This window comes from Microbacterium sp. W1-4-2, assembly GCF_058349885.2.
This window is the reverse complement of the sequence record NZ_JBYRJC020000001.1, coordinates 1306601-1332211: the sequence shown is the minus strand read 5'-3', so window position 1 is coordinate 1332211 and position 25611 is coordinate 1306601. Positions and strand designations below refer to the sequence as shown.

At 72.0% G+C, this 25611-nt stretch carries 24 protein-coding genes; 17 read left to right on the top strand and 7 right to left on the bottom strand.

Annotated elements, in window-relative coordinates; translation table 11 throughout:
• Positions 1-60: 60 nt before the first annotated feature.
• The 4 genes from leuS (at position 61) to holA (ending at position 6752) form a co-directional block, all read left to right on the top strand.
• Positions 61-2589 carry a leucine--tRNA ligase gene (leuS, locus tag AC3RX0_RS06155; protein ID WP_491505034.1) on the top strand — a complete coding sequence of 843 codons (2529 nt, stop codon included), beginning with the start codon at positions 61-63 and terminating at the stop codon, positions 2587-2589.
• 92 nt (positions 2590-2681) lie between these two features.
• Positions 2682-3296, top strand: coding sequence for a helix-hairpin-helix domain-containing protein (locus tag AC3RX0_RS06150; RefSeq protein ID WP_491505033.1), 615 nt, complete (start codon positions 2682-2684; stop codon positions 3294-3296).
• Position 3297: 1 nt separating this feature from the next.
• A complete protein-coding gene (locus tag AC3RX0_RS06145) occupies positions 3298-5634 on the top strand; it encodes a ComEC/Rec2 family competence protein (protein WP_491505032.1) in 2337 nt (778 codons plus the stop codon).
• A gap of 68 nt (positions 5635-5702) precedes the next feature.
• Positions 5703-6752: a DNA polymerase III subunit delta gene (gene holA / locus AC3RX0_RS06140; RefSeq protein ID WP_491505031.1), complete on the top strand. Its 1050-nt coding sequence runs from the start codon at positions 5703-5705 to the stop codon at positions 6750-6752.
• 97 nt (positions 6753-6849) lie between these two features.
• On the opposite strand, the gene rpsT is transcribed toward holA, so the two are convergent.
• Positions 6850-7110, bottom strand: coding sequence for a 30S ribosomal protein S20 (gene rpsT / locus AC3RX0_RS06135; protein ID WP_491505030.1), 261 nt, complete (start codon positions 7108-7110; stop codon positions 6850-6852).
• A 318-nt stretch (positions 7111-7428) separates the two neighbouring features.
• Here rpsT and AC3RX0_RS06130 point away from each other — a divergent pair, with 318 nt between their 5' ends.
• Positions 7429-8697 (top strand): MFS transporter, encoded by a 1269-nt coding sequence (locus tag AC3RX0_RS06130; protein WP_491505029.1) that lies wholly within the window; start codon positions 7429-7431, stop codon positions 8695-8697.
• Here the strand turns inward: AC3RX0_RS06130 and AC3RX0_RS06125 are convergent.
• Entirely contained in the window at positions 8636-9370 is a 735-nt protein-coding gene (locus AC3RX0_RS06125; RefSeq protein WP_491505395.1) for an alpha/beta fold hydrolase, read from the bottom strand. The genes AC3RX0_RS06130 and AC3RX0_RS06125 overlap by 62 nt on opposite strands.
• 90 nt (positions 9371-9460) lie before the next feature.
• Between AC3RX0_RS06125 and AC3RX0_RS06120 the strand changes: the two genes are divergently transcribed.
• Both AC3RX0_RS06120 and lepA read left to right on the top strand, forming a co-directional pair.
• Positions 9461-10432, top strand: coding sequence for a cytochrome c oxidase assembly protein (locus AC3RX0_RS06120; RefSeq protein WP_491505028.1), 972 nt, complete (start codon positions 9461-9463; stop codon positions 10430-10432).
• Complete coding sequence (gene lepA, locus AC3RX0_RS06115) at positions 10371-12221, top strand: translation elongation factor 4 (protein ID WP_491505027.1); 1851 nt, start codon at positions 10371-10373, stop codon at positions 12219-12221. Before AC3RX0_RS06120 ends, lepA begins: the two co-directional genes overlap by 62 nt.
• 39 nt (positions 12222-12260) lie before the next feature.
• Here lepA and AC3RX0_RS06110 read toward each other — a convergent pair whose 3' ends face one another.
• Positions 12261-12944, bottom strand: coding sequence for a hypothetical protein (locus AC3RX0_RS06110; RefSeq protein WP_491505026.1), 684 nt, complete (start codon positions 12942-12944; stop codon positions 12261-12263).
• A 163-nt stretch (positions 12945-13107) separates the two neighbouring features.
• Between AC3RX0_RS06110 and AC3RX0_RS06105 the strand changes: the two genes are divergently transcribed.
• The 3 genes from AC3RX0_RS06105 to AC3RX0_RS06095 are packed head-to-tail and all read left to right on the top strand — an operon-like array spanning position 13108 to position 15028.
• Complete coding sequence (locus AC3RX0_RS06105) at positions 13108-14037, top strand: sensor histidine kinase (protein WP_491505025.1); 930 nt, start codon at positions 13108-13110, stop codon at positions 14035-14037.
• Positions 14034-14363: a sensor histidine kinase gene (locus tag AC3RX0_RS06100; RefSeq protein WP_491505024.1), complete on the top strand. Its 330-nt coding sequence runs from the start codon at positions 14034-14036 to the stop codon at positions 14361-14363. The genes AC3RX0_RS06105 and AC3RX0_RS06100 overlap by 4 nt, the downstream gene beginning before the upstream one ends.
• A complete protein-coding gene (locus tag AC3RX0_RS06095) occupies positions 14360-15028 on the top strand; it encodes a response regulator (protein WP_491505023.1) in 669 nt (222 codons plus the stop codon). The genes AC3RX0_RS06100 and AC3RX0_RS06095 overlap by 4 nt, the downstream gene beginning before the upstream one ends.
• Here the strand turns inward: AC3RX0_RS06095 and AC3RX0_RS06090 are convergent.
• Positions 15014-15805 (bottom strand): IclR family transcriptional regulator, encoded by a 792-nt coding sequence (locus AC3RX0_RS06090; protein WP_491505022.1) that lies wholly within the window; start codon positions 15803-15805, stop codon positions 15014-15016. The genes AC3RX0_RS06095 and AC3RX0_RS06090 overlap by 15 nt on opposite strands.
• Before the next feature lie 93 nt (positions 15806-15898).
• On the opposite strand from AC3RX0_RS06090, the gene AC3RX0_RS06085 reads away from it, so the two are divergent.
• On the top strand, positions 15899-16549 hold the full coding sequence (locus AC3RX0_RS06085; protein ID WP_491505021.1) for a DUF1990 domain-containing protein: 651 nt from the start codon (positions 15899-15901) through the stop codon (positions 16547-16549).
• Positions 16549-17766, top strand: coding sequence for a radical SAM family heme chaperone HemW (hemW, locus tag AC3RX0_RS06080; RefSeq protein ID WP_491505020.1), 1218 nt, complete (start codon positions 16549-16551; stop codon positions 17764-17766). The genes AC3RX0_RS06085 and hemW overlap by 1 nt, the downstream gene beginning before the upstream one ends.
• 80 nt (positions 17767-17846) lie before the next feature.
• On the opposite strand, the gene AC3RX0_RS06075 is transcribed toward hemW, so the two are convergent.
• Positions 17847-20288 carry a DNA gyrase/topoisomerase IV subunit A gene (locus tag AC3RX0_RS06075; RefSeq protein ID WP_491505019.1) on the bottom strand — a complete coding sequence of 814 codons (2442 nt, stop codon included), beginning with the start codon at positions 20286-20288 and terminating at the stop codon, positions 17847-17849.
• A 59-nt stretch (positions 20289-20347) separates the two neighbouring features.
• Here AC3RX0_RS06075 and AC3RX0_RS06070 point away from each other — a divergent pair, with 59 nt between their 5' ends.
• Positions 20348-21475 carry an alkaline phosphatase family protein gene (locus AC3RX0_RS06070; RefSeq protein ID WP_491505018.1) on the top strand — a complete coding sequence of 376 codons (1128 nt, stop codon included), beginning with the start codon at positions 20348-20350 and terminating at the stop codon, positions 21473-21475.
• Between the two features lie 11 nt (positions 21476-21486).
• Here the strand turns inward: AC3RX0_RS06070 and sepH are convergent, their stop codons facing one another.
• Positions 21487-22572: a septation protein SepH gene (gene sepH, locus AC3RX0_RS06065; protein ID WP_491505017.1), complete on the bottom strand. Its 1086-nt coding sequence runs from the start codon at positions 22570-22572 to the stop codon at positions 21487-21489.
• A gap of 219 nt (positions 22573-22791) precedes the next feature.
• Here sepH and AC3RX0_RS06060 point away from each other — a divergent pair, with 219 nt between their 5' ends.
• A complete protein-coding gene (locus AC3RX0_RS06060) occupies positions 22792-23085 on the top strand; it encodes a DUF4193 domain-containing protein (protein ID WP_491505016.1) in 294 nt (97 codons plus the stop codon).
• Positions 23086-23111: 26 nt separating this feature from the next.
• On the opposite strand, the gene AC3RX0_RS06055 is transcribed toward AC3RX0_RS06060, so the two are convergent.
• Positions 23112-23618 carry a DUF3093 domain-containing protein gene (locus AC3RX0_RS06055; RefSeq protein WP_491505015.1) on the bottom strand — a complete coding sequence of 169 codons (507 nt, stop codon included), beginning with the start codon at positions 23616-23618 and terminating at the stop codon, positions 23112-23114.
• Positions 23619-23630: 12 nt separating this feature from the next.
• On the opposite strand from AC3RX0_RS06055, the gene dut reads away from it, so the two are divergent.
• The 3 genes from dut to AC3RX0_RS06040 are packed head-to-tail and all read left to right on the top strand — an operon-like array spanning position 23631 to position 25497.
• Positions 23631-24086, top strand: a complete 456-nt coding sequence (gene dut / locus AC3RX0_RS06050) for a dUTP diphosphatase (protein ID WP_491505014.1) — start codon at positions 23631-23633, stop codon at positions 24084-24086.
• Entirely contained in the window at positions 24083-24673 is a 591-nt protein-coding gene (locus tag AC3RX0_RS06045) for a DUF3710 domain-containing protein (RefSeq protein WP_491505013.1), read from the top strand. Before dut ends, AC3RX0_RS06045 begins: the two co-directional genes overlap by 4 nt.
• Positions 24670-25497, top strand: coding sequence for a DUF3159 domain-containing protein (locus AC3RX0_RS06040; protein WP_491505012.1), 828 nt, complete (start codon positions 24670-24672; stop codon positions 25495-25497). The genes AC3RX0_RS06045 and AC3RX0_RS06040 overlap by 4 nt, the downstream gene beginning before the upstream one ends.
• Positions 25498-25611: the final 114 nt, after the last annotated feature.

Below are 25611 nucleotides of genomic sequence, written 5' to 3'. Positions count from 1 at the left end.
GGGTACCCTGAAAGGTACGCGTTTCGCGCATCATCCCGACCCTGCGATTGGCTTGTATCCGTGTCCCAGACCACAGCTTCCGACATCGCCGCCGCCGACGGCGTCTTCGACCCGCACGCGATCCAGGCGAAGTGGCAGAAGCTCTGGGCCGAGCGCGACCCGTTCCGGGCCGGAGGAGAGGACGACCCGCGCCCCCGCAAGTACGTGCTGGCGATGTTCCCGTACCCGTCGGGCGACCTGCACATGGGGCACGCCGAGAACTATCTGTACTCCGACATCGTCGCCCGGTACTGGCGTCACCGCGACCACAACGTGCTGAACCCGATCGGCTGGGACTCGTTCGGTCTGCCCGCCGAGAACGCGGCGATCCTGCGGGGCGCGGACCCCCGCCAGTGGACGTACGCGAACATCGCCCAGCAGAAGGCCGGGTTCCAGCAGTACGGCGTCTCGTTCGACTGGAGCCGTGAGCTGCACACGTCCGACCCCGAGTACTACCGCTGGAACCAGTGGCTGTTCCAGCGGCTGTACGAGCGCGGTCTCGCGTACCGCAAGTCGAGCCCGGTGAACTGGTGCCCGAACGATCAGACCGTGCTGGCCAACGAGCAGGTCGTCGACGGCCACTGCGAACGCTGCGGCGCCGAGGTCGTCAAGAAGAAGCTCACGCAGTGGTACTTCCGCATCACCGACTACGCCGACCGTCTGCTCGACGATCTGGACGCGCTGGAGGGCCACTGGCCGTCCAAGGTGCTGCAGATGCAGCGCAACTGGATCGGCCGGTCGACCGGCGCCGACATCCACTTCGAGATCGAGGGCCGCGCCGAGAAGGTCACGGTGTTCTCGACCCGCCCCGACACGCTGTACGGCGCGACGTTCTTCGTCGTCGCGCCCGACTCCGACCTGGCCGCCGAACTGGTCGCCGAGACCTCCTCCGACGTGCGCATGCGGTTCCAGGAATATCTCGAGCGGGTGCAGAAGCAGACCGAGATCGAGCGGCAGAGCACCGACCGGCCGAAGACCGGCGTGTTCCTGGATCGCTACGCGATCAACCCGGTCAACGGGCAGCGACTGCCGATCTGGGCGGCTGACTACGTCCTGGCCGATTACGGGCACGGGGCCGTCATGGCGGTGCCCGCGCACGATCAGCGCGACCTCGACTTCGCCCGTGCCTTCGATCTGCCGGTGAAGGTCGTCGTCGACACGACCACGGGCGCCGAGGGCGAGGCATCCCTCGACGAGATCGACCCGGTCGCCACGGGGATCGCGCTGACCGGCGAGGGACGCATGGTCAACTCCGGGCCGCTGGACGGGCTGGGCAAGAAGGATGCCATCGCCGGCATGATCGCTCAGCTCGAGGCGCATGAGGCCGGCCATGCCGCCACCACGTTCCGGCTGCGCGACTGGCTGATCTCGCGGCAGCGGTTCTGGGGGTCGCCGATCCCGATGCTGCACACCGAGGACGGCCAGATCGTCCCGGTTCCGGCCGACCAGCTGCCGGTGCTGCTGCCCGACGCGCGCGGACTGGACCTGAAGCCGAAGGGCGCTTCGCCCCTGGGCGCTGCCACCGACTGGGTGACGACGATCGACCCCGCCACCGGCAAGCCGGCGCGACGCGACGCTGACACGATGGACACGTTCGTCGACAGCTCGTGGTACTTCCTGCGCTTCCTGTCGCCGAACGCGGACGGCGCGGCCTTCCCCTCGGCCGAGGCTGCACGGTGGGCGCCGGTCGACTTCTACATCGGCGGCGTCGAGCACGCGATCCTGCACCTGCTGTACGCGCGCTTCATCACGAAGGTGCTGCACGACATGGGGCTGATCGAGTTCGAGGAGCCGTTCTCGAGCCTGATCAACCAGGGCATGGTGATCCTGGGCGGCGCCAAGATGTCCAAGAGCAAGGGCAACCTGGTGCTGTTCCAGGAAGAGCTGGACGCGCACGGCGCCGACGCCCTGCGTGTGGCGCTGGCCTTCGCCGGCCCGGTCGAGGACGACAAGGACTGGGCCGACGTCTCGACGACCGGTGCGACGAAGTTCCTTGCGCGCGCGCTGCGTGTGGCGGGCGACGTCACCAGCGCCGTGGGGTTGGATGCCTCGACCGGCGACGCGGCGCTGCGGCGAGTGACGCACCACCTGCTGGCCGATGCGCCCGGGCTCGTGGAGCACACGAAGTTCAACGTCGTGGTCGCGCGCCTGATGGAGCTGGTCAACGCCACGCGCAAGGCGATCGACAGCGGTGCGGGACCGGCCGATGCGGCCGTGCGGGAGGCGGCCGAGGTCACCGCGCAGGTGCTCGACATGGTCGCTCCGCACACCGCGGAGGAGATGTGGGCGATGCTCGGCCACGAGCCGTTCGTGGGACGGGCCGTCTGGCCGGAGGCCGACGAGGCGCTGCTGGTCGAGCAGACCGTGACGGCCATCGTGCAGATCGACGGCAAGGTACGCTCCACGCTCGAGGTGCCGACGGCGATCGGCGCCGGCGAGCTGGAGGCGCTGGCCCGCGGCGACGAGCGCGTGCAGCGATCGCTGGCCGGACGCGACATCGTCCGCGCCGTCGTGCGCGCGCCGAAGGTCGTCAGCTTCAGTACGAAGTAGCGTCTCCTCCCCACCGCGGGCCGACGCGCGAGTTGTCCACGGATCGGGCCATGGGCGTCCACGGAGACCGTCCCTCTGCGTAGCGTGGGGCGGTGTCCACCGACCAGCCGCCTCCCTCGTCGGCCCGGCGGCGCCTCGGGCTGGGTGCGGTGATCGTGGTCGTGCTGGTGGCGCTGGCGGTGACGGTGGGCATCGGCGTCCTGCGCGGGCAGACGGCGCCCACTCAGCACGTGGCAGTCACCGCCCGACCGACGCCGTCGGCGAGCGCCGCCGCATACGTGCACGTCTCCGGGGCGGTGCGCCGGCCGGGCCTGTACGTGCTGCCGCCGGCGGCGCGGCTGGTCGATGCGGTGGCCGCGGCCGGCGGGTTCGCGAAGGACGCCGCGCGTGACGGCGTGAATCTCGCGCGCCCGGTGTCGGACGGCGAACAGGTCGTCGTCCCGCGCAAGGGCGAACAGCCCGTCCCGGGGCCCGGGGATGCGGCCCCGGGAGCCGCGCCGGGCGGCGCACCTGGCGGCAAGGTGAACCTCAACACCGCGGACCCGGCGGCGCTGGACACGCTGCCGAGGATCGGCCCGGCGATCGCGCAGCGGATCATCGAGTGGCGCGAGCAGAACGGCCGCTTCACCAGCGTCGAGGACCTGCTGGCCGTGCCGGGCATCGGCGAGAAGATGCTGGCGTCGCTGCGCGACCTGGTGACGGTGTGACGTGCGGGTGCGCGATCTGCGACCGGTGCCCGTCGCCGCGGGCGCGTGGGCCGCGGCAGGGTTCTCGGTGCTGGTGCCGGATGCCGCGCCCGCCGCAGCGATCGCACTCTGGGGCTGTGCGCTCGTGCTCACGGCGTGGATCGCACGGCGACGGCCCGGCCCGCGGGGTGCCCCTCGCGGCGGTGCACGCACCGTCTGGGCGATCGCGGCGGTGACGGCCGCGGTCGCGGCGGCTGCGGCATCCTCCGTCGCGCTCGCGCAGCCGGCTCGCGAGGCGGCCACCGGACTCGGTGTGGACGGCGGGCGTGCGATCTCGGTGCATGCGACGGTGGTCGGCAAGGCGCAGCGCACCGCGCGGGGCGACCTCATGTACGACGCGGTCGCGCACCGCATCGACGTCGGCCCCGCGCCGCACACCGTCGACGTGCCGATCTCGGTGCGCGAGGGCGGGTCGGGCGACGGCCCCGACATCGGCGCCGAGATCGTCGTGTCGGGCACGGCCGTTGCGGCGCACCCGGGTCAGCGCGCCGTGCTGGTCGTGCGCGCCGCGCGCGGCGTGCTCGTGGAGCGCCCGCCCGCCGGGATCGTCGCCGTCTCGGCGGGGCTGCGCCATGCGCTCGTCCACGCCACCCGGGGCCTGCCCGAGCCGGGTGCGGGGCTCATTCCGGGGCTGGCCGTGGGCGACACCGGCGGGGTGAGCGCCGAACTCGACGCGCAGATGAAGGCGAGCTCGCTCTCGCACCTCACCGCCGTCTCGGGCGCGAACTGCGCGATCGTGGTGGGACTCGCGTTCGGCGCGGCCGCGCTGTGCGGGGCCCGACGGGGCGTGCGCGTGGCCGCGGGCGTCCTGGCCCTGGCGGGGTTCGTGCTGCTGGTCACACCCGAGCCGAGCGTCGTGCGAGCGGCCGCGATGGCGGCGATCGCCATGCTCGGGGTGCTCCTGGGCAGACGCGGCGCGGGGCTGTCGCTGTTGTGCGGCGCGGTCGTCGCCTGCGTCGTGGCCGATCCGTGGATCGCCGCGTCGATGGGGTTCGCGTTGTCGGCGGCGGCCACGGCCGCGCTGCTGACCCTCGCGGCGCCCCTGGCACGCGGGATGGGCCGCCACCTGCCGCGTGCCCTCGCTCTGGCCCTGGCCGTGCCCTTGGCCGCGCAGCTGGCCTGCGGGCCCTTGCTGATCATGATCAATCCGACCGTGCCGCTGTACGGCGTGGTGGCGAACCTGCTCGCCGCCCCCGCCGCGCCGGTGGCGACCGTGCTGGGGCTTGCCGCGTGCCTGGCTGCGCCGGTGCCGGTCCTGGCATCGGGGCTGGCCGCCCTGACCTGGCTGCCCGCTGCGTGGATCGCCGCGACCGCGGCAGCGGCGGTCGACCTGCCGGCGAGCGGCGTGCCGTGGCTGGAGGGCTGGCCCGGGGCGATCGCACTGACGATCACCGGCGGGGCGATCGCGCTCGTGCTGCTGCCGCCCGATGTCCGCCGGTCGCTGCGCATCGCACGGGCGGGTTCGGCGCTGCTGCTGGCGGCCGTGCTCGGGGCGGGTATGGGTGCGGCCGCGCTGCGGGCGGTCGCAGGCCCCCTGACAGTACCCGGCGCCTGGGCGATCGCGGCCTGCGACGTCGGGCAGGGCGATGCGCTGCTGATCCGGTCGTCTGGTGCGGTCGCGCTGGTCGACACCGGGCCGGAGCCCGAAGCGCTGCAGGCGTGCCTGGACCGGTTCGGCATCGCCCGCGTCGACATCCTGGTGCTCACGCACTACGACCTGGATCATGTCGGGGGAGTCGACGCGGTCGTCGGCCGTGCCCGGATCGTATTGCACGGCCCGGTCGACTCGCCTGCCGACCAGCGCACACTCGATCGGCTCGGGCACGCCGGCGCCGAGGTCGTCGACGCGCGGACCGGCATGAGCGGGCGGCTGGGGGCCGCGACCTGGACGGTGCTGTGGCCCCGCGACGGCGACCGGGCGTTCGCCACCGGCAACCAGTCGAGCGTCGTGTGGGACGTCCGGGGCGGAGGGGTGCCGGCATCCCTGTTCCTCGGAGACCTGGATGCCGCAGCCCAGCGCGGACTGCTCGCCTCAGGCGGGCTGCGCCCGCCGTACGCGGTGGTGAAGGTCGCCCACCACGGTTCGGCGGACCAGTCGTCGGAGCTGTACCGTGCGACCGCACCCGCCGTCGCGGTGATCTCGGTGGGCGCCGGCAACGACTACGGGCATCCGCGTGAGAAGACGCTCGCCTTCCTGCGCGCCGACGGCGCCGTGATCGCCCGCACCGATCGGGAGGGCGTCGTGACCGTCGCGCCTGCCGGCGACGGCGTCGGCGTCTGGCGCGAGCGGCCGCCGTGACCGCATCCATCCCGTGCGGGACGGATGCCGCAGCGGGCCGTGTCGGCGCGGCTGGATAGGCTGTTCTCATGCCCGCACGCCGCACTCCCGCCCGGCCGTCGCGCGCGTCCGGCGGCAGCCGCGTCGCGATCCCGCAGCTCGACTGGCGCACACCGCAGCCGGCGCCGATCGTGCTGGTGTCGGGGCCTGAAGACGTCTGCGCCGAACGGGCGATCGCCGCGGTGCGCGAGTACCTGCGCGCCGAGGACCCGAGCCTCGAGGTCTCGGACCTGAGGGCGGACGACTACGAGGCAGGGACGCTCATGGCCCTCACCTCGCCGTCGCTGTTCGGCGAGCCGCGCCTCGTGCGAGTGACCGGGGTCGAGAAGGCGTCCGACGCGTTCCTCGCTGAGGCGCTGGCGTATCTCGAGCACCCGCAGGACGGCGCGACTGTGCTGCTGCGGCACACGAGCGCCACCGTGCGCGGCAAGAAGCTGCTCGACGCGATCCGCGCCGGCACCGGCGGGGGCGTCGAAGTGCCCTGCCCGGCGGTCAAGCGCGACGGCGACCGCTACGACTTCGCGGCCGGCGAGTTCCGCGCCGCGCGCAAGCAGATCGCCCCTGCCGCCCTGCGCACGCTGGTCGCCGCCTTCACCGACGACCTCACCGAGCTGGCCGCCGCATGCCAGCAGTTGATCGCCGACGTCCCCGGCGACATCACCCCCGACGTGGTGGCCCGCTATTACGGCGGCCGGGTCGAGACATCGGCGTTCACCGTCGCCGACACCGCCATCGCCGGCCGCTACGGCGACGCGCTCATCGCGCTGCGCCACGCGCTCGCCTCGGGCGCGGACCCCGTGCCGCTGGTGGCCGCCGTGGCTATGAAGCTGCGCACCATGGCCCGGGTGGCGGGCAAACGCGGGTCGTCGGCGGCCATTGCCGCCGAGGTCGGCATGAAGGACTGGCAGGTCGACCGGGCCCGCCGCGACCTGAGCGGCTGGAACGAGCAGAGCCTCGGACGGGCGATCCAGGCCGCCGCGCGCGCGGACGCCGACGTCAAGGGGGCCTCGCGCGACCCCGTGTTCGCGCTCGAGCGCATGATCACCGTCATCGCGACCCGGGCGCCGTTCGGCGGCTGAGCCCGCCGGGCGCGTTCTGCTGCGGCGGGCACCGGCATCCCGCAACGACGAAGCCCGCCCCGCGGTGGCGGGACGGGCTTCGGAGAATCGGCGGCGCTCAGAGCGCGGCGACCTGCTTCGCGATGGCCGACTTGCGGTTCGCGGCCTGGTTCTGGTGGATGACGCCCTTGCTGACGGCCTTGTCGAGCTTCTTGCTCGCGTGCGCCAGAGCCTTCTCGGCGGCGGCCTTGTCGCCGGTGGCGACGGCCTCGCGGGTGCGGCGCACCTCGGTCTTCAGCTCGCTCTTGACGGCCTTGTTGCGCTCGCGCGCCTTCTCGTTGGTCTTGTTGCGCTTGATCTGCGACTTGATGTTTGCCACGTGTGGACGTTCTTTCGTTGAGGTGATCGGTTGAGTGCCGTGAAGCACGAGAGGGGCGCCGCACGGCGTGTGCGGGAAAAACCCACACGCAAGCCAATCACCGAGTCTATCAGGACCGGACCTGCTCCGCCGACGCGCGTGCTGCCGCCCGAGCCGTGTCGCCACGGCCCGCCCGCCGTGCAGCGGGCGCGTCGTACTCGCGATCCGGGACGCTCGTGCACCAAGATCGAGTGACCCGAACACTCGCACGACGTCGTCCGAGGAGTCTCCGAACGCGTCGCAGGTCCGGCATCGCAATCCCATCGGAAGGGCACACGTGTGGACACCGCGGAATCCCACAAGCGCAGCAACCGGGTCGGCACCGGCTGGTTCATCCTGTTCACGCTGGCCTGGCTGGCGATCTGGACCGTGCAGCTGACCCCCGTCCAGCTGCTGCTGCCCTCGCAGCTCGACACCCCGGGCGCGCGGAACACGTGGGTGTACGGCGTGGTCTACTCCGGCATCGTGCTGGGGGTCGGGGGCCTGGCCGGGATCATCGCCGGCCCCCTGTCGGGCGCGTTGTCGGACCGCACCCGCTCGCGCTGGGGCCGTCGCCGGCCGTGGGCGGTGGGCGCGAGCCTGCTCACGGCGATCTGCCTGGTGTGCACCGGGATCGCCGAAGGCCCCTGGATGATCGGCCTGGCCTGGACGGGCGTCTCGATCGGCATCGCCGTCGCCTCGGCGGCGTTCACCGCGCTGATCGCCGACCAGCTGCCCGAGTCGCAGCGGGGCGCGGCATCCGCGTCCGCCAGCGCGTCCCAGGCGGTGGGCATCGTCGTCGGGGTCGGCGCGGTCGTGCTGCTGGGGCTGAGCGTGTTCGCCGGGTACCTGGTGCTGGCGGCATTCATCGCCATCGTCGGCAGCGCCACCGCCGCCCTGCTGCCCGACCCCGTCCCGAAGCGCGCACGCAGCGCCCTCGAGCGGCGGGGCGTGCCGTGGGAGTCCCTGCGCGACCGCGACTTCGCCTGGGTCGTGTGGGGCCGGTTCGTCGTCAACGTCGGCAACGCGCTGCCGACCACCCTCTTCCTGTTCTTCCTCATGTACGGGCTCGGGCAGCAGAAGAAGGCCGCCGAGGACAACCTGCTGCTGGTGATCGTGGTCTACACGATCTTCGTCGTGATCGCCTCGGTGCTCGCGGGCTGGTGGTCGGACCGCACCGGGGCGCGCCGCGTCCTGACCGTGGTCTCGGCGCTCGTGCAGGCCATCGCCGCCGTCGTGATCGTGGTGGCGCCGTCCTTCACCACGACGATGATCGCCGCCGGCGTGCTCGGACTCGGCTACGGAGCCTTCTCGACCGTGGGTCTCGCGTTCGCGACCGACCTGCTGCCGCACCCCGACGACCACGCGCGCGACCTCGGCCTGGTGAACACGTCGGCGGCGCTCGGCCAGCTGGTCGGACCGCTCGTCGGGGCGACGCTCGTGGCCCTGGTCGGCGGCTTCTGGATGCTGCTGATCGTCAGCACCGTGCTGTCGATCGCCGGCGCGATCATGTCGGGATATGCCCGGGAGCGCTCAGCGTCGCGATCGCCAGATCCAGCAGAGCGTTGAACACACGCGGCCGCATCGCGGTCACCAGGTGCGTGGTGCGCGGCACCACGATCAGCTCCGCGTGCGGGACCAGACCGGTGAACAGCTTCTCGTTGACCCGCAGCTGGTCGTACTGACCGTTCACGAACCACATCGGAATGCGGATGCGGCGCAGGGCCGCCACCAAGTCGAGCACGGACAATGAGGCGAGCGCGACGTCCTGCGCGGCGAACGCATAGCCGCCCGCGCCGAAGTCGGCACGCGTCTCGGGCGGCAGCGTCAGGTCCAGCACGCGGTCGGCCAGCCACATGCCGTGGTCGGGCAGGCCATCCATACCTCGGGCGAGGAAGCGGTAGGCGGCCAGCCCCGCGCCCCGGGGGATCGCGGTGCACGACGCGGCGATGAACGCGGCGACCGGCGGTCGGTCTTCGCGACCGACGTACTCCGTGCACAGCAGCCCGCCCATCGAGTGGCCGACCAGCAGCACCGGACCGCGGGCCGCAGCATCCTGCACCGTCCGCTCGATCGTCGCGAACGCCTCGTCCAGCGAGAACGGCTCGGTCATGCGGGCCCCGTGCGCGGGCAGGTCGACCGCGACGGCCGGGACGCCGACGGCGGCGAGATGGTCGAGCTGGGCCCGCCACATCGTCGCCGACGTGCGGATGCCGTGCACGAGCACCACCTGAACCGTCACCGTCGCCTCCCGCCCGTCATCGTCTGCCACGAGCGTAAGGGGAACGCCGGACGAGGTCCGGGAACCGGTCGAAGGGAACAGGCGTAATCTGTGCTCACGCCTCCCATCGTCACTTTCCTCACCACGTGGCGCGCCGACCCCCTCACGATCGGCGTGCTGTTCGTCGCGGCCGCGTCGTATCTGGTCGGCGTGCGCGCCGTGCGACGGCGGGGCGGCACGTGGCCGCTGCTGCGCACGGCGATGTTCCTCGGGCCGGGACTCGGCTCGTACGCGGTGATCGAGCTCGGGTTCTTCGGGGTCTACTCGAGCGAGCTGCGCTGGGCGTTCACGACCCGCATCGCGCTGCTGATCTTCGCCGTCCCCGCCCTGCTCGCGGCTGGACAGCCCCTCGCCCTCGTCGAACAGGCCACCGGCCCGGCGGGCGCCGCCCGCATCGCCCGCGCACTGCGTCTGCGCATCGTGCGGCTGTTCGGCAACGCGATGTTCGCGACGCTGTTCGTGGCATCCGTCTTCTGCCTGTTCCTCACCCCCATCTCGTGGGTGCTGCGCGGCACGCCGTGGATCGAGGCCGTGCTCGGCATCGTCGTCCCGGTGCTCGGCCTGATCATGGTGCTGCCGCTGGCGGCCCTCACCGGCGTGCGCACGAGCCTGTTCATCACGGTCGAGTTCCTCCTCGCGTTCGTCGAGCTCGTGATCGATTCGGTCCCCGGGATCCTCATGCGCCTGAACGTGACGATCCTCGATCACGCGCCGGTGTTCAGCAGCACGGCGGCCTGGTGGCCGAGCCCGATGCACGACCAGCATCTCGCAGCGGACTTCCTGTGGTTCATCTCCGAGGTCGCCGACGTGCCGGTGCTCGTGATCCTGCTCGTGCGCTGGATGCGCAGCGACCGGCGCGAGGCGGCCTCGTATGACGAACTGTCGGACGAGGAGTACGAAGCGCTCACGCGGGCGCACCTGCGCGGTGAGCCGGGGGCGCTCCCCGTAGAATCGACAGGATATGTCCCCACGCGCACTCCACCCCCTCGAACCGTCGGCGACGGCTCCCGAGCGGATCCGTAACTTCTGCATCATCGCCCACATCGACCACGGCAAGTCCACCCTGGCCGACCGTATGCTGCAGATCACCGGCGTGGTCTCGGACCGCGACATGCGCGCCCAGTACCTCGACCGCATGGACATCGAGCGCGAGCGCGGCATCACGATCAAGAGCCAGGCGGTGCGGATGCCGTGGGCCGGGGCGGACGGCACGTATGCGCTGAATATGATCGACACGCCCGGGCACGTGGACTTCACCTACGAGGTCTCGCGATCGCTGGCCGCGTGCGAGGGCGCGATCCTGCTGGTGGATGCCGCGCAGGGCATCGAGGCGCAGACGCTCGCGAACCTCTACCTGGCGCTCGAGAACGATCTGCAGATCATCCCGGTATTGAACAAGATCGACCTTCCCGCGGCCGATCCGGAGAAGTTCGCGGCGGAGCTCGCGAACCTCATCGGCGGCTCGCCCGACGATGTGCTGCGCGTGTCAGGAAAGACCGGCCAGGGCGTCGAAGAGTTGCTGGACCGGATCGTCGAGCGGATCCCCGCGCCGACCGGCGACGCGCAGGCCCCGGCCCGGGCGATGATCTTCGACTCCGTGTACGACGCGTACCGCGGTGTCGTCACTTACGTGCGGATGGTCGACGGGGCGCTCGAGCCGCGCCAGAAGATCCAGATGATGTCCACGCGCGCCACGCACGACCTGCTCGAGATCGGCGTGTCCAGCCCCGAGCCGGTGCCCACCAAGGGTCTCGGCGTCGGCGAGGTCGGCTACCTCATCACCGGGGTGAAGGACGTGCGCCAGTCGAAGGTCGGCGACACCGTCACCGACGCCCGCAAGCCCGCCGGCAGGGCGCTGGCCGGCTACACCGACCCGAAGCCGATGGTCTTCTCAGGTCTGTACCCGATCGATGCCAGCGACTATGCAGAGCTGCGCGAGGCCCTCGACAAGCTGAAGCTGTCGGACGCCTCGCTCGTGTACGAGCCCGAGACGTCGGTGGCGCTCGGCTTCGGGTTCCGCTGCGGGTTCCTCGGCCTGCTGCACCTGGAGATCATCACCGAGCGGCTGGCGCGCGAATTCGACCTGGACCTCATCACGACCGCGCCGAGCGTCGTCTACGAGGTGACCACCGACATCGGCGAGTCGGTGACCGTGACCAACCCCAGCGAGTACCCCGACGGTCGGGTCGCGAGCGTGTCCGAGCCCATGGTGAAGGCCGCGATCCTCACCCCCAAGGACTTCGTCGGCACGGTCATGGAGTTGTGCCAGTCTCGCCGCGGCAGCCTGCTCGGCATGGACTATCTCAGCGAGGACCGCGTCGAGCTGCGCTACAACATCCCGCTCGGCGAGATCGTGTTCGACTTCTTCGACCAGCTCAAGAGCCGCACGCAGGGCTATGCGTCGCTCGACTACGAGCCCAACGGCACCCAGGAGGCCGACCTGGTGAAGGTCGACATCCTGCTGCAGGGCGAGCGAGTGGATGCCTTCAGCTCGATCGTGCACCGCGACAAGGCGTACTCGTACGGAACGATGATGACCGAGCGGCTGCGCAAGCTCATCCCGCGCCAGCAGTTCGAGGTGCCGATCCAGGCGGCGATCGGCGCCCGCATCATCGCCCGCGAGAACATCCGCGCGATCCGCAAGGACGTCCTGGCCAAGTGCTACGGCGGCGACATCACGCGCAAGCGCAAGCTCCTCGAGAAGCAGAAGGAGGGCAAGAAGCGCATGAAGATGGTCGGGCGCGTCGAAGTCCCTCAAGAGGCGTTCATCGCCGCCCTGTCGGGCGACGTCGAGGGCAAGGACAAGAAGTAGCCGGCGCCGCCGGCCACGATCGCAGGCGGCGCCGACAGGTCACAGGGCGCCCGCGATCGCAGCGACCCCGCCGGACGTGCGCCGGCGTGCCGCATGGCGCAGGCCGAGCGCGGTCCACAGGCCCGCGGCCAGCAGCAGGATGTCGGCGGTGAGCCCCGACCACATCCCCGGCAGCACCGAATCGGCGACGATGCCCGCGACGGCGAGGACGATCGGCCAGACCGGGATCAGCCGGGCGCGCAGCATCCCGATCAGCACCAGCAGAATGCCCGCCTCGCCCGCATACATGAGCACCGAGATCACGGTGCCGCTGGCCGGGTCCGCGGTCAGCGCCATGGCGGCGGCGAACCCGGCGTCCTGATCGGCCATCCGGGCGAGCACCGACAGGAACACGCCGCCTGCGGCCGACCACGCGAATCCCACCGCGCCGATCACGCAGAGCACCGCCCCGGTGACCGACATCCCGGCCCCGCGTGTGTGCACCGCGCGCGTCGCCGCCGCGAACGCGGCGAGCGTCACGACGAAGCCGACGGCCTCGGCCAGCGACTGCACGAGCAGCAGCCAGGGCTGCGCCGCCATCGCGTCGAACGTCGCCCGCATGCCGCCCGGCGCTTCTGCGACGATGAACCCGTTCGAGACGACCAGCAGCGCCGGCCCCGACACGAGCCCCGACAGGATGAGCCGCCAGCGCGCAGGGTTCGCCGGTGTCTGTCCTTGTTCCATGTGAACCTCCTCGCGGCGCCCCGTGCGCCGCTTCGCGACCAGCCTGTGCGCGGCATCCGCACCACACATCGGCACGACGGCCACTCGTCCTCGGCCGCACGAGCGAACCGGCATCCGTCGTACGACAGATGCCGGGGACGATGCCGGGGTCTACTGTTGTGCCATGCAGAAGGCCGTGCACACACGAGCGCAGGCCCCTCAGCGCGCGCGGACGCGCGGCTGGCGCGACGCCGTGATGGACATCGCGCCGGCGGCGGGGCTGTGGACCGCGGGCCTGCTCGACCTCGCATACGGGCTGAGCGATGCCGTCGGAACCGCGGCGCCGTGGACCTCGGCCGTGCCGATGACCTTCGTGTGCGCCCTGCTGCTGCTACGTCGACGGCTGCCCCTGCCGGCGCTGTGCGGGATCGTCGTCGTGCTCGCCGTGCCGATCTGGTTCGTGCCGCTGGCGCTCGGCTACTGGGGGGAGTTCATCCCCTGGCTGGTGGCGCTGTACTCGTGCGCCCGGCACGAGGAGCAGGCCTGGCGGCGGATCGCCGGAGCGGGGATCAGCGCTGTGTCCATCGCAGTGATCGCCCTGCGCTACCCCGAGATGGCCGACCCCAGCGACCTGCTCTACGACGGCGCGCTGCTCGCCGGGGCGTGGGCGCTCGGCCTGTTCGCGCGCAGCTGGGCACGGTATCGCGACGACGCGCTGCGTCAGGAGGTCGGACGCGCGCAGGCCGAAGAGCAGGCGGCATCGCGCGAACGGTCCCGGATCGCGCGCGAACTGCACGACATCATCTCGCACACGATCACGGTGATCGTCATGCAGGCGGGCGGCGCCCGGCTGGCCGCGGCATCCGACCCGCACCTCGCCGTCGAGGCGCTCGGACGCATCGAGCGGCTGGGACAGGACTCGCTCGGCGAGCTGCGCACGCTGCTCGCGGTCTCGGCGGCGTCCGCGCCGCCGGGAGGGACGGGGAGGATGCCGGTGCCCCGGCCCCGCAGCCGACACTGGCCGACGTGCGGGCCCTGTGCGAGCGGATGCATGAGCTCGGCCTGCCCGTGCGCCTGCGCATCCACGACCTGCATGCCGATGGCGATGAGTTGAGCGCGGTCGTACCCGCCGGGGTGCAGCTGGCCGCCTACCGCGTCGTGCAGGAAGGGCTCACGAACGTGCTCAAGCACGCCGGCTCCGTCGCCACGACGGTGGAGATCCGCCGCGAGCGGGACGCCTCCCGGCCCGTGGATTCCGTGCGTGTGGAGGTCTCGAGCGCGGCGGGCACGGCCGCCACGCTCGTCACCGGCGGCAGTCGAGGGCTCGTCGGCATGCGCGAGCGGGTCGCTGCCCTCGGCGGCACGGTCACCGCGTCCGCGCGGCCGGACGGCGGGTTCGTCATCAGCGCGGCCCTGCCGCTGGCGGAGCGTCCCGCATGATCTCGGTCGCGATCGTCGACGATCAGCCGCTCATCAGGGCGGGTCTGCGCATGGTCGTCGAGTCCCAGTCCGACCTGAGACTGACCGGCGAGGGCGGCGACGGTGGCGAAGCGGTGACGCTGGCCCGCGTGCACCGGCCGGACGTGATGCTGCTGGATGTGCGGATGCCGGGGGTCGACGGCATCCGCGCGGTCCCCGCCATCCTCGCCGTTTCTCCCGCTACGCGCGTGATCATGCTCACCACGTTCGACCTCGACGAGTACGTGTATGCAGCGCTGCGCGCCGGGGCGAGCGCCTTCCTGCTCAAGGACGCCGGACCCGAGCAGATCCTGGCCGCAGTCCGGCAGGTCGTCGCCGGCGACATGCTGCTCGCCCCGCCGCTGACCCGGCGTCTCGTGGAGCAGTACGTCGCGCATCCGCCGCCCGGCGCTGTCGGCGACGGGCCGCTCGCGACGCTCACCGAGCGCGAGCGCGATGTGCTGTCGGCCCTGGCCCACGGGCTGAGCAACGTCGAGATCGGCGGGCGACTGCACGTGTCCGAGGGGACGGTCAAGACGCACGTGAGCCGCATCCTCGCCAAACTCGGCCTGCGCGACCGCGTGCAGGCCGTGATCGCCGCGTACGAGCTCGGGCTCGTCGTGCCGGGGCGGTCAGGCTCCGCGTGAGTCGCTCGAGGCGGTGAGATAGCCGAGCCGCCGCTCGAGCTCGTGCGCCGTCGCGCGCAGCGCCGCGACGAACGCCTGCACGTCGCGCTCCTTGTCGGCGGGCCAGGTGGTGGCGATGCTGGCCACCGGCCAGCCGGCCGGGTCGAGCACCGCGACGCCGACCGAGCGCATGCCCTCGGTGACGTCGCCGTCCTCGCTCGCATAGCCGTCGGCGCGTGTGACCCGCAGCAGCTCGCGCAGTTCACGCGGGCGCTGAGGGCCGACCCCGGTGAGCCCGGCGAAGGCTGCGGCATCCGGATACAGCGCACGCACCTGCGGACGGGGCAGCGCCGCCAGCATGGCCCGCCCGCTCGCGGTCAGGTGTGCGGGCAGCCGCACGCCCACGTCGGTCACCAGGGCGGGGCGGCGCGGCGCGCGCTCCTCGACGATGTAGACGACGTCGCGGCCCGACATGATCGCGAGGTGCCCGGACTCGCCGAGGCGGTCGGTGAGCCCGGCCACGAGCGGACGGCCGAGCCGCGCCAGGGGCACCTGCCGGGCGTACCCGCCGGCGAGCTCGAATGCGGCGGTGCCCAGCGACCAGCGCCGCGAATCGCTGATGTGCACGACGAAGCCGTTGTCCTCCAGCGTGCGCAGCAGGTGGTAGACGGTCGAGCGTGGCAGCTCGAGCCGCTGCACGATGGTGGATGCCGCGACCGGACCGGCCCGGTGCGCCATGAACGTGAGGATGCGCAGCACCTGGTCAGCGGCAGGGACCTGGGGGCGAACGGACGGCATGATGACAGGATGTCATTCCGGCGGCGTGCGCAGGTGACACCGCGCAGGGAGTCTGGACGCCGCTCCCAGCATGACCTGGGTAGGCTGAAACGCATGCGCCGAGGGACCTTCCGTGACGAGACGGTGGACTACGCCGCGGTCGGGGCCACGCAGGCACCCGACCTGATGCAGTACCCCCCCGAACGCAGCATCCCAGCCCACGAGTCGTGGCGGATCGGCAGCGGTGAGGCGCGGTTCCACACGGCGTCGGAGGCCCTGCTGTCGTGGCGTGCACTGCGCGACGGCGGCCTGACCGTGAGCGACGTCCGCCCGGCCGCGGGCCCGATGTACTCGGGTGTCGGCTTCGACCACGAGGGTCACCCGATCGCGCCCAGCAGGCTCGAGGCCGACCAGCGTTTCGACGCCGACGGCACGCCGTGGGTCGGGTCCGGCACCACGATCCGCGTGCGCGGGCGTGCCGCGGGCATGAAGGCCGATGCCGAACTGCGGGTCATCTTCGCGATCGAAGAGCCGCGGCGGGTGGGTTTCGCGCTCGGTACGGTGAGCGGATCGGTCGTCACCGGCGAAGAGTCGTTCATGATCGACTGGTACGACAACGACGAGGTGTGGTTCACCGTCCGCGCGTTCGATGCCCCGCGGTCGTTCCTGTACAAGCTCTACCCGCCGTTCGTGAAGCGGCGCCGCAGGGCGCTGTTCCAGCGGTACCTGCGAGCGATCTCGCCGCTGTACTCGACGTCGGCCTGATGGGATCCGCCCTTCCGCTCGGCGATCCCGCGCCCTCCGACGGCGCACTGCCGGCGGACCTGACCGTCGGGCTCTCGACCCCGTTCAGCGTCTACCTGCATGTCCCGTTCTGCCGTGTGCGCTGCGGCTACTGCGACTTCAACACCTACACGGCCACCCAGCTGCGTGGAGCGCGGCAGGACCAGTACGCCGGCACCCTGCTGCGCGAGATCGACCTGGCGCGAGGCGTTCTGGGGGACGCAGACGCGCTGCGCGCGGCATCCACCGTCTTCTTCGGCGGCGGGACGCCGACGCTGCTGCCGGCGGGCGACCTCGCCCGCATGCTCGCCGGCGTGCGCGACGCGTTCGGGCTCGAGCCCGACGCCGAGATCACCGTCGAGGCGAACCCCGACACGGTGTCGGATGCCGTGGCCGCCGCGCTCGCGCAGGCCGGCGTCACCCGGCTGTCGGTCGGCATGCAGTCGTCGGTGCCACACGTGCTGGCGGCCCTGGACCGCACGCACGACCCCGACAACGTGCGCACCGCGGTGGAAGCGGCGCGCCGGGCGGGCCTGGATGTCAGCGTGGATCTGATCTACGGGGCGCCGGGGGAGTCGCTGGCGGACTGGCGGAATTCGGTCGAGACGGCGCTGGGCCTCGAGCCGGACCATGTGTCGGCCTACGCGCTCATCATCGAAGAGGGCACGAAGCTGGCGCGGCAGATCCGCCGCGGCGAGGTGCCCGCGCCCGACGACGATCTGCAGGCCGACATGTACGAGCTGGCCGACGGGCTGCTGGCCGAGGCGGGCTTCGACTGGTACGAACTGTCGAACTGGGCGCGCGGACCCGAGCACCGCTCCCGGCACAACCTGGCGTACTGGCGCGGTGCCGACTGGTGGGGCTTCGGGCCCGGGGCGCACAGCCATGTCGCCGGCCTGCGGTGGTGGAACGTCAAGCACCCCGCCGCCTACGCCCAGCGGCTCGCCGCGGGCTCGTCCCCGGCGGCCGGCCGGGAACGGCCCGATGCGACCGCCCGAGAGCTCGAGTCGGTGCTGCTGCGCACCCGCCTGCACGACGGGATGCCGGTGGCCGAGCTGCGGGGTGACCGTCGCGCAGCCGTGGCCGGGCTCATCGCCGACGGGCTCGTCGAGGGCCCCGCCGCCGTCGGCGGACGCATCGTGCTGACCCTGCGCGGCCGGCTGCTCGCCGACGCCGTGGTGCGCGCGCTCACCGGTTGATCCGCCTGGCGGATCAGTCGGTGAGGGCCCGCGCTCGCTCTCCGTTCCGCGCTCGCGGGCTCATTCGGCGTTTGGCGCGCTCAGCCGATCGCGGTGCCGACGGCGCCGATCACGCCGTCCAGCGGCGTGCCGGAGCCGTCCCGGCGAGCGCCGCCCTCGGGCAGGGCGCGCACGGCGCCGTCGGTGCCGACCGCGCGCGGCGCGGCGCCGACCCACGCGAGGGTGAGCGCGTCCTCGCCCTTCAGGAACCGCTGCGCGCGCACACCGCCGGTGCCGCGGCCCTTGCCGGGGAACTCGGCGAAGTCCGACACCTTGCCGCTGCCGGTGTCGGCGCCGGCGAGTACCTGCGTGGAGCCGGCGATCGTGACCACGACGACACCGTCGGCGTCCGAGGGCACGGCGCCGAAGAACAACACCTCGGCGCCGGCGCCGAGCCGGATGCCGGCCATGCCTCCGGCCGAGCGGCCTTGCGGCCGAACCGCCGATGCCGCGAACCGCAGCAGCTGCGCATCGGCGGACACGAACACGAGCTCGGCGTCGTCCGGGGCGACGACCGCGCCCACGACCCGGTCCCCGGGCTTGAGCGCGATGATCTCGACCTCGGGCTTGTTCGACAGCTCGGTCGCGGCGACGCGCTTGACCACGCCCTGCGCCGTGCCCAGGGCGATCGGCGGGTTCTCGGCGAGCGGCACGATCGCCACGACGTGCTCGCCCTTCGCGAGGGCGAGGTACTGGTCGATGCGGGTGCCGGCGCCCAGCTGCACCGAGTTGCCCGGCACCGCCGGCAGGTCGACGGGCGAGAACCGCACCAGGCGCCCCGACGAGGTCACCGCGCCCAAATCGCCGCGCACGGTCGTGTCGACCGCGCTGCGGATCGCGTCGTGCTTCGACCGCCGCGCAGGCGCGAGCACGCCCGTCTCGGCGATGTCGGCGCGCACCATGCGTCCGGTGGCCGAGAGGAAGACGCGGCACGCGGTGTCGGCGATCTCGAGCACGGGCGTCTGGCGCGACGAGCGGGCCTTGGCGGTCGCGCCGTCGAGCAGCAGCGTGCGCCGCGGCGTGCCGTACGCCTCGGCCGCGGCATCCAGTTCTCGGGCTACCTGCTGACGCAGCAGCACCTCGCTGCCCAGCAGCTCGACCAGCTCGGCGATCTGGGCGTTGAGCTGATCGCGCTCGGCTTCGAGTTCGATGCGCGAGAACTTGGTCAGGCGCCGCAGGCGCAGCTCGAGGATGTACTCGGCCTGCGGCTCGGACAGATCGAACACGTCCCGCAGGCGCGTGCGCGCCTGGTCCGAGTCGTCGGACCCGCGGATGACCTGGATGACCTCGTCGATGTCGAGGATCGCGATCAGCAGCCCCTCGACGAGGTGCAGGCGCTCACGCCGGCGGGCGAGCCGGTACTCGCTGCGGCGCGTGACGACCTGGAGCCGGTGATCGAGGTACACGCGCAGCAGGTCGCGCAGCCCGAGCGTCTGCGGCTGGCCGTCGACGAGTGCGACGTTGTTGATCGAGAACGAGTCCTCGAGCGGGGTGAGCCGGTACAGGTGCTCGAGCACGGCCTTCGGGTCGAACCCGGTCTTGACCGTGATCACCAGCCGCAGCCCGTGCTTGCGGTCGGTGAGGTCAGCCACGTCCGAGACGCCGGTCAGCTTCTTGGCGGTGACCGCGTCCTTGATCTTCTCGATCACGCGCTCGGGCCCGACGAGGTACGGCAGCTCGGTGACGATCAGACCCGTCTTGCGCGGACCGAGAGATTCGATCGAAACCTTCGCACGCGTGCGGAACGCGCCGCGCCCGGTCTCGTACGCCTCTTTGATGCCGTCGACGCCGGTGATGATGCCGCCGCCGGGCAGGTCGGGGCCCGGCACGAACTCCATCAGCTCGGCGAGGGTCGCCTCGGGGTGCTCGAGCATGTGCGCGGCGGCGGCGCTGACCTCGATCAGGTTGTGCGGGGCCATGTTCGTCGCCATGCCGACCGCGATGCCCGACGCGCCATTGACGAGCAGGTTCGGGAAGGCGGCCGGCAGCACCTCGGGCTGCTGGAACTGGCCGTCGTAGTTCGGCACGAAGTCGACGACGTCCTCGTCGAGGCTCTCGGTGAGGGCCAGCGCGGGCGGCGCCAGGCGCGCCTCGGTGTATCGGGAGGCCGCCGGCCCGTCGTCGAGCGAGCCGAAGTTGCCGTGGCCGTCGACGAGCGGCACCCGCATCGTGAATGGCTGGGCGAGCCGCACGAGCGCGTCGTAGATCGCGCTGTCGCCGTGCGGGTGGAGCTTTCCCATCACCTCGCCGACCACGCGCGCGCTCTTGACGTGGCCGCGGTCGGGGCGCAGGCCCATCTCGGCCATCTGGAACAGGATGCGCCGCTGCACGGGCTTGAGTCCGTCGCGCGCGTCGGGCAGCGCGCGCGAGTAGATCACGGAGTACGCATATTCGAGATACGAGCCCTGCATCTCCGCCGAGACGTCGACGTCCTCGATGCGCTCCTGGTTCGGGGTCGGCGTCGTTGGGGGCTTGGCAGGCATGCGTCTCCGGATCTCGGGTGGATGGGGCAGCACGGTCAGGATGTGCGAGACTGGCCCCGATGACCCTCAGCCTACCGGCCGACCCGCCCCGCGCCCGGAGCCTCACCGGCGTCGTGCCGCAGTTGCTTGCCGCGCTGAGCGGATCGTCGGACTGGTTCTCTCCCGCGCGCAGCGCGATCGTGTTCGTCGTCGACGGGCTGGGCGCACAGAATCTGTCGGCGCGAGCCGGGCACGCCCGGTTCCTGACCGCCGCGCGCTCCAAGCGCGACGTGGCGCGCACGGTGTTCCCGTCAACGACCGCATCGGCCCTGACGAGTCTGCTCACCGGCGTGCCGGTGGGGGAGCACGGCATCGTCGGGTACCGCGCGCGCATTCCCGGGACCGACGTCGTGGCCAACCAGCTCAAGGGATGGGACGAGGGTCTGCTCGACCCGTTCACGTGGCAGCGCGCAGAGCCGATCTTGGCGCGCGAGGCATCGGCGGGGCGGCCGTGCTTCGTCGTGTCGCTGCCGAAGTTCGTCGGCTCGGGCCTCACCGAGGCCACTCTGCGCGGCGCGCAGATGCACACGGCCGCGTCGGTGGGCGAGCGCGTTCTCATCGCCGCAGAGCTCGCGGCGCGGCATCCCGGAGCCCTCGTCTACGTGTACGCCCCCGACCTCGACGCCGTCGGCCACAAGCACGGCTGGGAGTCCGACCGCTGGTCGGCCGCGCTCGAGCGGGTGGATGCCGCGGCCCGCGATCTGTCCACGGCCCTGCCGCCGACCGTCGGGGCGGTGGTCACCGCCGATCACGGCATGATCGACGTGCCGCGGCACCGACAGGTGCTGCTCGCCGACGGCGACGGTCTGGTCGACGACGTGCGTCACATCGCGGGGGAGCCTCGCATGCTGCACCTGTACGCCGAGGAGGGGCGGTCCGATCGGGTGCTGGACGCGTGGCGGGCCTCGGAGTCGGGCCGGTCCTGGGTGTTCTCACGCGACGAGGCGATCGGGGCGGGCCTTTTCGGCGCGGTGGACGCGGCGGTCACGGCGCGGATCGGCGACGTGCTGGTGGCCGCGCGCACGGGCGTGGCCTATTACGACGACCGGCTGGCCGACAAGGCGCCGCAGAGGATGATCGGCCAGCACGGCTCGCTCACCGACCAGGAGCGCCAGGTGCCGTTGATCCGGCTGGGCGCCTTCGCCTGACGCGCGCTCGTTCAGCTGTCGTCGCTGCGGGCTCCGAACACGATCTCGTCCCACGACGGCATGGACGGGCGACCCTTGCGGCGACCCTCACCCGACGTCGCCGTGCGTCGCTCGGCAGCGGACTGCGCGGCATCTGCGGCATCCCCGTCGTCTTCGGACTCGGGTTCGGGTGCCTCGAAGAGCGCGACCGGTGAGACCTGCGGCGCCGAGGACTGCGCCGAGGCGTGGACCGGCGACTGCTCGAGGGACTCCGGCTCGTCCAGCTCGGTGGGCAGCGGCGTGCGCTGACCGCGGCGGCGGCGCAGCGCCTCCAGCAGGTCGGCCGTCTCGCTCGAGGTCTGCGACTGCTCGGGAGCACGTTTGATCGCGGCCTGCTGCACGGCGGCGGCGACCGGCGACGGTGACGAGGCGGCGGACGCCCCGTCATCCGTCGCGGCCTGCAGACGGCGCGGACCGAACTCGACGCTGTCCGCTGCCGCCGTCGGTGCCTCGTCCCTGGTCGGGGTGTCCAGCGCGCGCAGGCGCGGGATGAGCCCGTCGGGCAGGGGGCCCTGGCGGGACAGCTGGGTCGCGTCGGCGTTCTTCGGCGAGAGCGTGCTGCGGCGCGGGTCGAAGCCCCAGCGGGCGTCGTGCGCGACGTCGCCGGCCGTGAACTCGAGCTTGAGCATCCAGCCGGTCGGCTCTTTCCAGCTCGTCCACCGTTCGCCGACCGCGCCGGCGTCGTTCAACTTCGCGCGTACGGCGTCGCCGAAGGTGGGGGAGCCGTCGAGGTCGCCCGCGACCAGCACCGGCACCGACAGGGCCTGACCGATCATGTGCTCGCGTTCGGCGAGCACTGGGGCTGCATACCGTTCGACGTCCTCGACCGTGATCTCGAGCGCCTCGGCGACCTCGGCCGACGACAGCCCCGCACGGACGCGTGCCTGGATGTCGCGCGGACTCGGGCGCGGGCCCCTGCTCTCGGCGTCGTCCCGGCGATGCGAGCGCTTCAGCTCGGCGCGGAGCACGGCGTCGACGGCCAGGGTGAAGCGCTGCCCGGATTCGGTCGCCAGGACGAGGGCTTCGTCTTCGGATCCGATGACTCTGAGCTGTTCCATGCGAACCGCGCCTTTCCGTCTGCGGGTGTGCGCCAATGTTCGCACGCGCGGCCGGATCGGCAGGGAATATCGCTGGCGTGCCGCCCGTTTCATCGCACGTCTGCGGCGGCGGAAGACATCCGACCCGATTCGCATTTGCGAAAAACCCCGTCGTCATGCAGACTATCGCCGCCCGTTCGGGCAGGCATCACACATCTGGGAAAGTAGAGACCTTCAGGAATGGCCACCGATTACGACGCACCCCGCAAGAACGAGGACGACAGCGAGTCGATCGAGGCCCTCAAGGAGCGCGTTCCGGACAAGCTGTCGGGATCGGTCGACGCAGAGGACGCCGACAACCCCTCGGGCTTCGAACTTCCGGGCGCGGACCTGTCGGACCTCGAGCTCGACGTCGTCGTGCTGCCGCCGCAGGTCGACGAGTTCACGTGTGTGAGCTGCTTCCTGGTGAAGCACCGCTCGCAGCTGGACCACGAGAGCGCGGCAGGACCCATCTGCACCGAGTGCGCGGCCTGAGGCCCGCGCGCTCGGCGACAGCTGACTCAGCCCCGATCCACGCTCGATCCCGATCCGCCGTGCCGCTGGGCGCGGCGGATCGCGGCCGCGAGACGGTCTGGCGTGCGCGACGAGATCACCCATTCCGACGTCGGGTCGTCCGCGTCGGTCACCGGCACCCGGACGAGGCCGTCGATGCCGCTGCGGATGAGATGCCACGCGTCGCGGCGCAGACCCGGGCCGCGCCCGTGGCGCGCCTCCTCGCCGATCAGCACATCGGCCGAGCCGAGCAGGGCGACCGGGATGTGCGCGCGCCCGGCGCGCAGTTCGCCTCCGGCGATCTCGACCCGCGGCGCGGCGCCGATCAACAGGGCGATCACCGCCACCGCCAGCGCCACGCCGACCACGAGACCGAGGGTCTTGTCGAACGGCACGAACACCATCGCGACCATGGGGGCGAGCACGGCGGCCGCGCCGAGCGTCCACAGCGACGGCGTGAGCCGTTCGCGGTAGGTGTCTGCGGCGGGCGTGGTGCCGCGTGATGTCTTCTGCATTACCCTCGTGGAGTGACCGAAACCGTGGACGTCCCCATTATCGCCCCCGAGCTTCCGGCCTACGCACACCCGGGTGACGCCGGCGCGGATCTGATCTCCGCCGAGGCGCTGCGACTCGAGCCGGGTCGGCGTGCGCTCGTGGGCACCGGCGTGCGCATCGCGCTGCCCGAGGGCTACGTCGCCTTCGTCGTGCCGCGCAGCGGCCTGGCCACCAAGCACGGCATCACGATCGTCAACAGCCCCGGGACGGTGGATGCCGGCTACCGCGGCGAGCTGAAGGTCACGCTGCTGAACACCGACGTCGCCGAGCCGTACGACATCGCCGTCGGCGACCGCATCGCCCAGCTGATCGTGATGCCGATCGCGCGGGCGCGATTCGTCCCGGTCGACGAGCTGCCGGCCAGTGCGCGCGGCGAGGGCGGGTTCGGCTCCACCGGTTACAAGAACGAGACGAAGGAACTCTCATGACAGATGCCACGCCGCCGGCGGGCAAGTCCGCACCGGTCGACCGCGAGAGCGCGGGTCCCTTCGACGACAGCGAGGCCAACCCGGTGCGCCCCTACATCGACCTCGGCGGCATCAAGATCCTTCCGCGCGAGGGGCTGAACCTGCGTCTGGAGGTCGAGGAGCAGTCCCAGCGGATCGTCGCGGTCGGGCTGGACTACGCCGAGTCGACGCTGCAGGTGCAGCCCTTCGCGGCGCCCCGCACGTCGGGGCTGTGGGACGAGACACGCGAGCAGATCCGCCAGCAGGTGCGGCAGCAGGGCGGGCGCGTCGAGGAGCGCGAGGGCCCGCTCGGCCCCGAGCTGCTCGCCGAGGTGCCGGTGGTCGGCCAGGACGGCACGCCGGGGCGCCGTCTGGCGCGGTTCGTCGGGGTCGACGGTCCGCGGTGGTTCCTGCGCGGAGTGATCGGGGGAGCGGCGACGGCGAACGTGGATGCCGCGGCCCAGGTCGAGGACCTGTTCCGGTCGATCGTGGTCGTGCGCGGCGGCTCGCCGATGCCGCCCCGCGACCTCATCCCGCTGAAGATGCCGTCGACGCCGGGCGTGGCGTGAGCGATCCCGACCGACCGGAGCACGAGGTGCCGCGCGGCGCCGACGACTCGTCGCCGGAGCGGCGGCCGCGCTCGTCGGACGCGTCCGAGCCGCAGACGGCATCCGATATCTTCGGCGCGGCCCTCGGCGGCTCCGCACGGCGCGCCGGGCTCGACCCGGCCGCCTCGAGCAGCACCGGGCACGTCGTCTGGCACGCCATGGGCGGCTGGCGCGGCGTGCTCGAATCGGTCCTGCCCACGCTCGTGTTCGTGATCGTCTGGACCGCCACCGTCGACCCGAAGACGCATCAGGGCAATCTCTGGCTGGCCGTGGGCCTGTCGCTGGGCCTCGCCGCGGTCTTCACGATCGTGCGGCTGATCGCCCGGTCGACCGCCGCGGCCGCGATCGGCGGGCTCGTCGCCACGGGAGCCGCCGCCGCGCTGGCACTGTGGACCGGGCGGGCCGCCGACAACTTCGTCCTGGGCCTGATCACGAACGGCGTGTACGGCAGCGTGCTGCTGATCTCGGCGCTCGTGGGATGGCCGCTGATCGGCGTGGCGGTCGGCTGGCTGATGAACGAGGGCGCGGCCTGGCGTGCCGACAAGCGCAAGCGGCGGGTGCTGTTCTGGCTCACGATCGCCTGGGCGTGCCTGTTCGGCGCGCGTCTGGCCGTTGAGCTGCCGCTGTTCCTGACCGACCAGGTGACGGCCCTGGGCACGCTCAAGCTCATCATGGGACTGCCGCTGTTCGCGCCCATGGTGGCGGTCACCTGGCTGGCGGTGCGAGCGCTGTATCCGAAGCGCGCGGACGGCCCCGACGGCGTGTCGACCCCAGGCGGCGAGTGATACATTTATCTTGATATCAAGATAAATTGTCCGCCGCGCGATGGTTAGGCGAGCCTTGCTGGCCTCAGCCGTGACCGCGGAGAATGATGGGAGCGCGGGTGCCGCCCGCCTTCC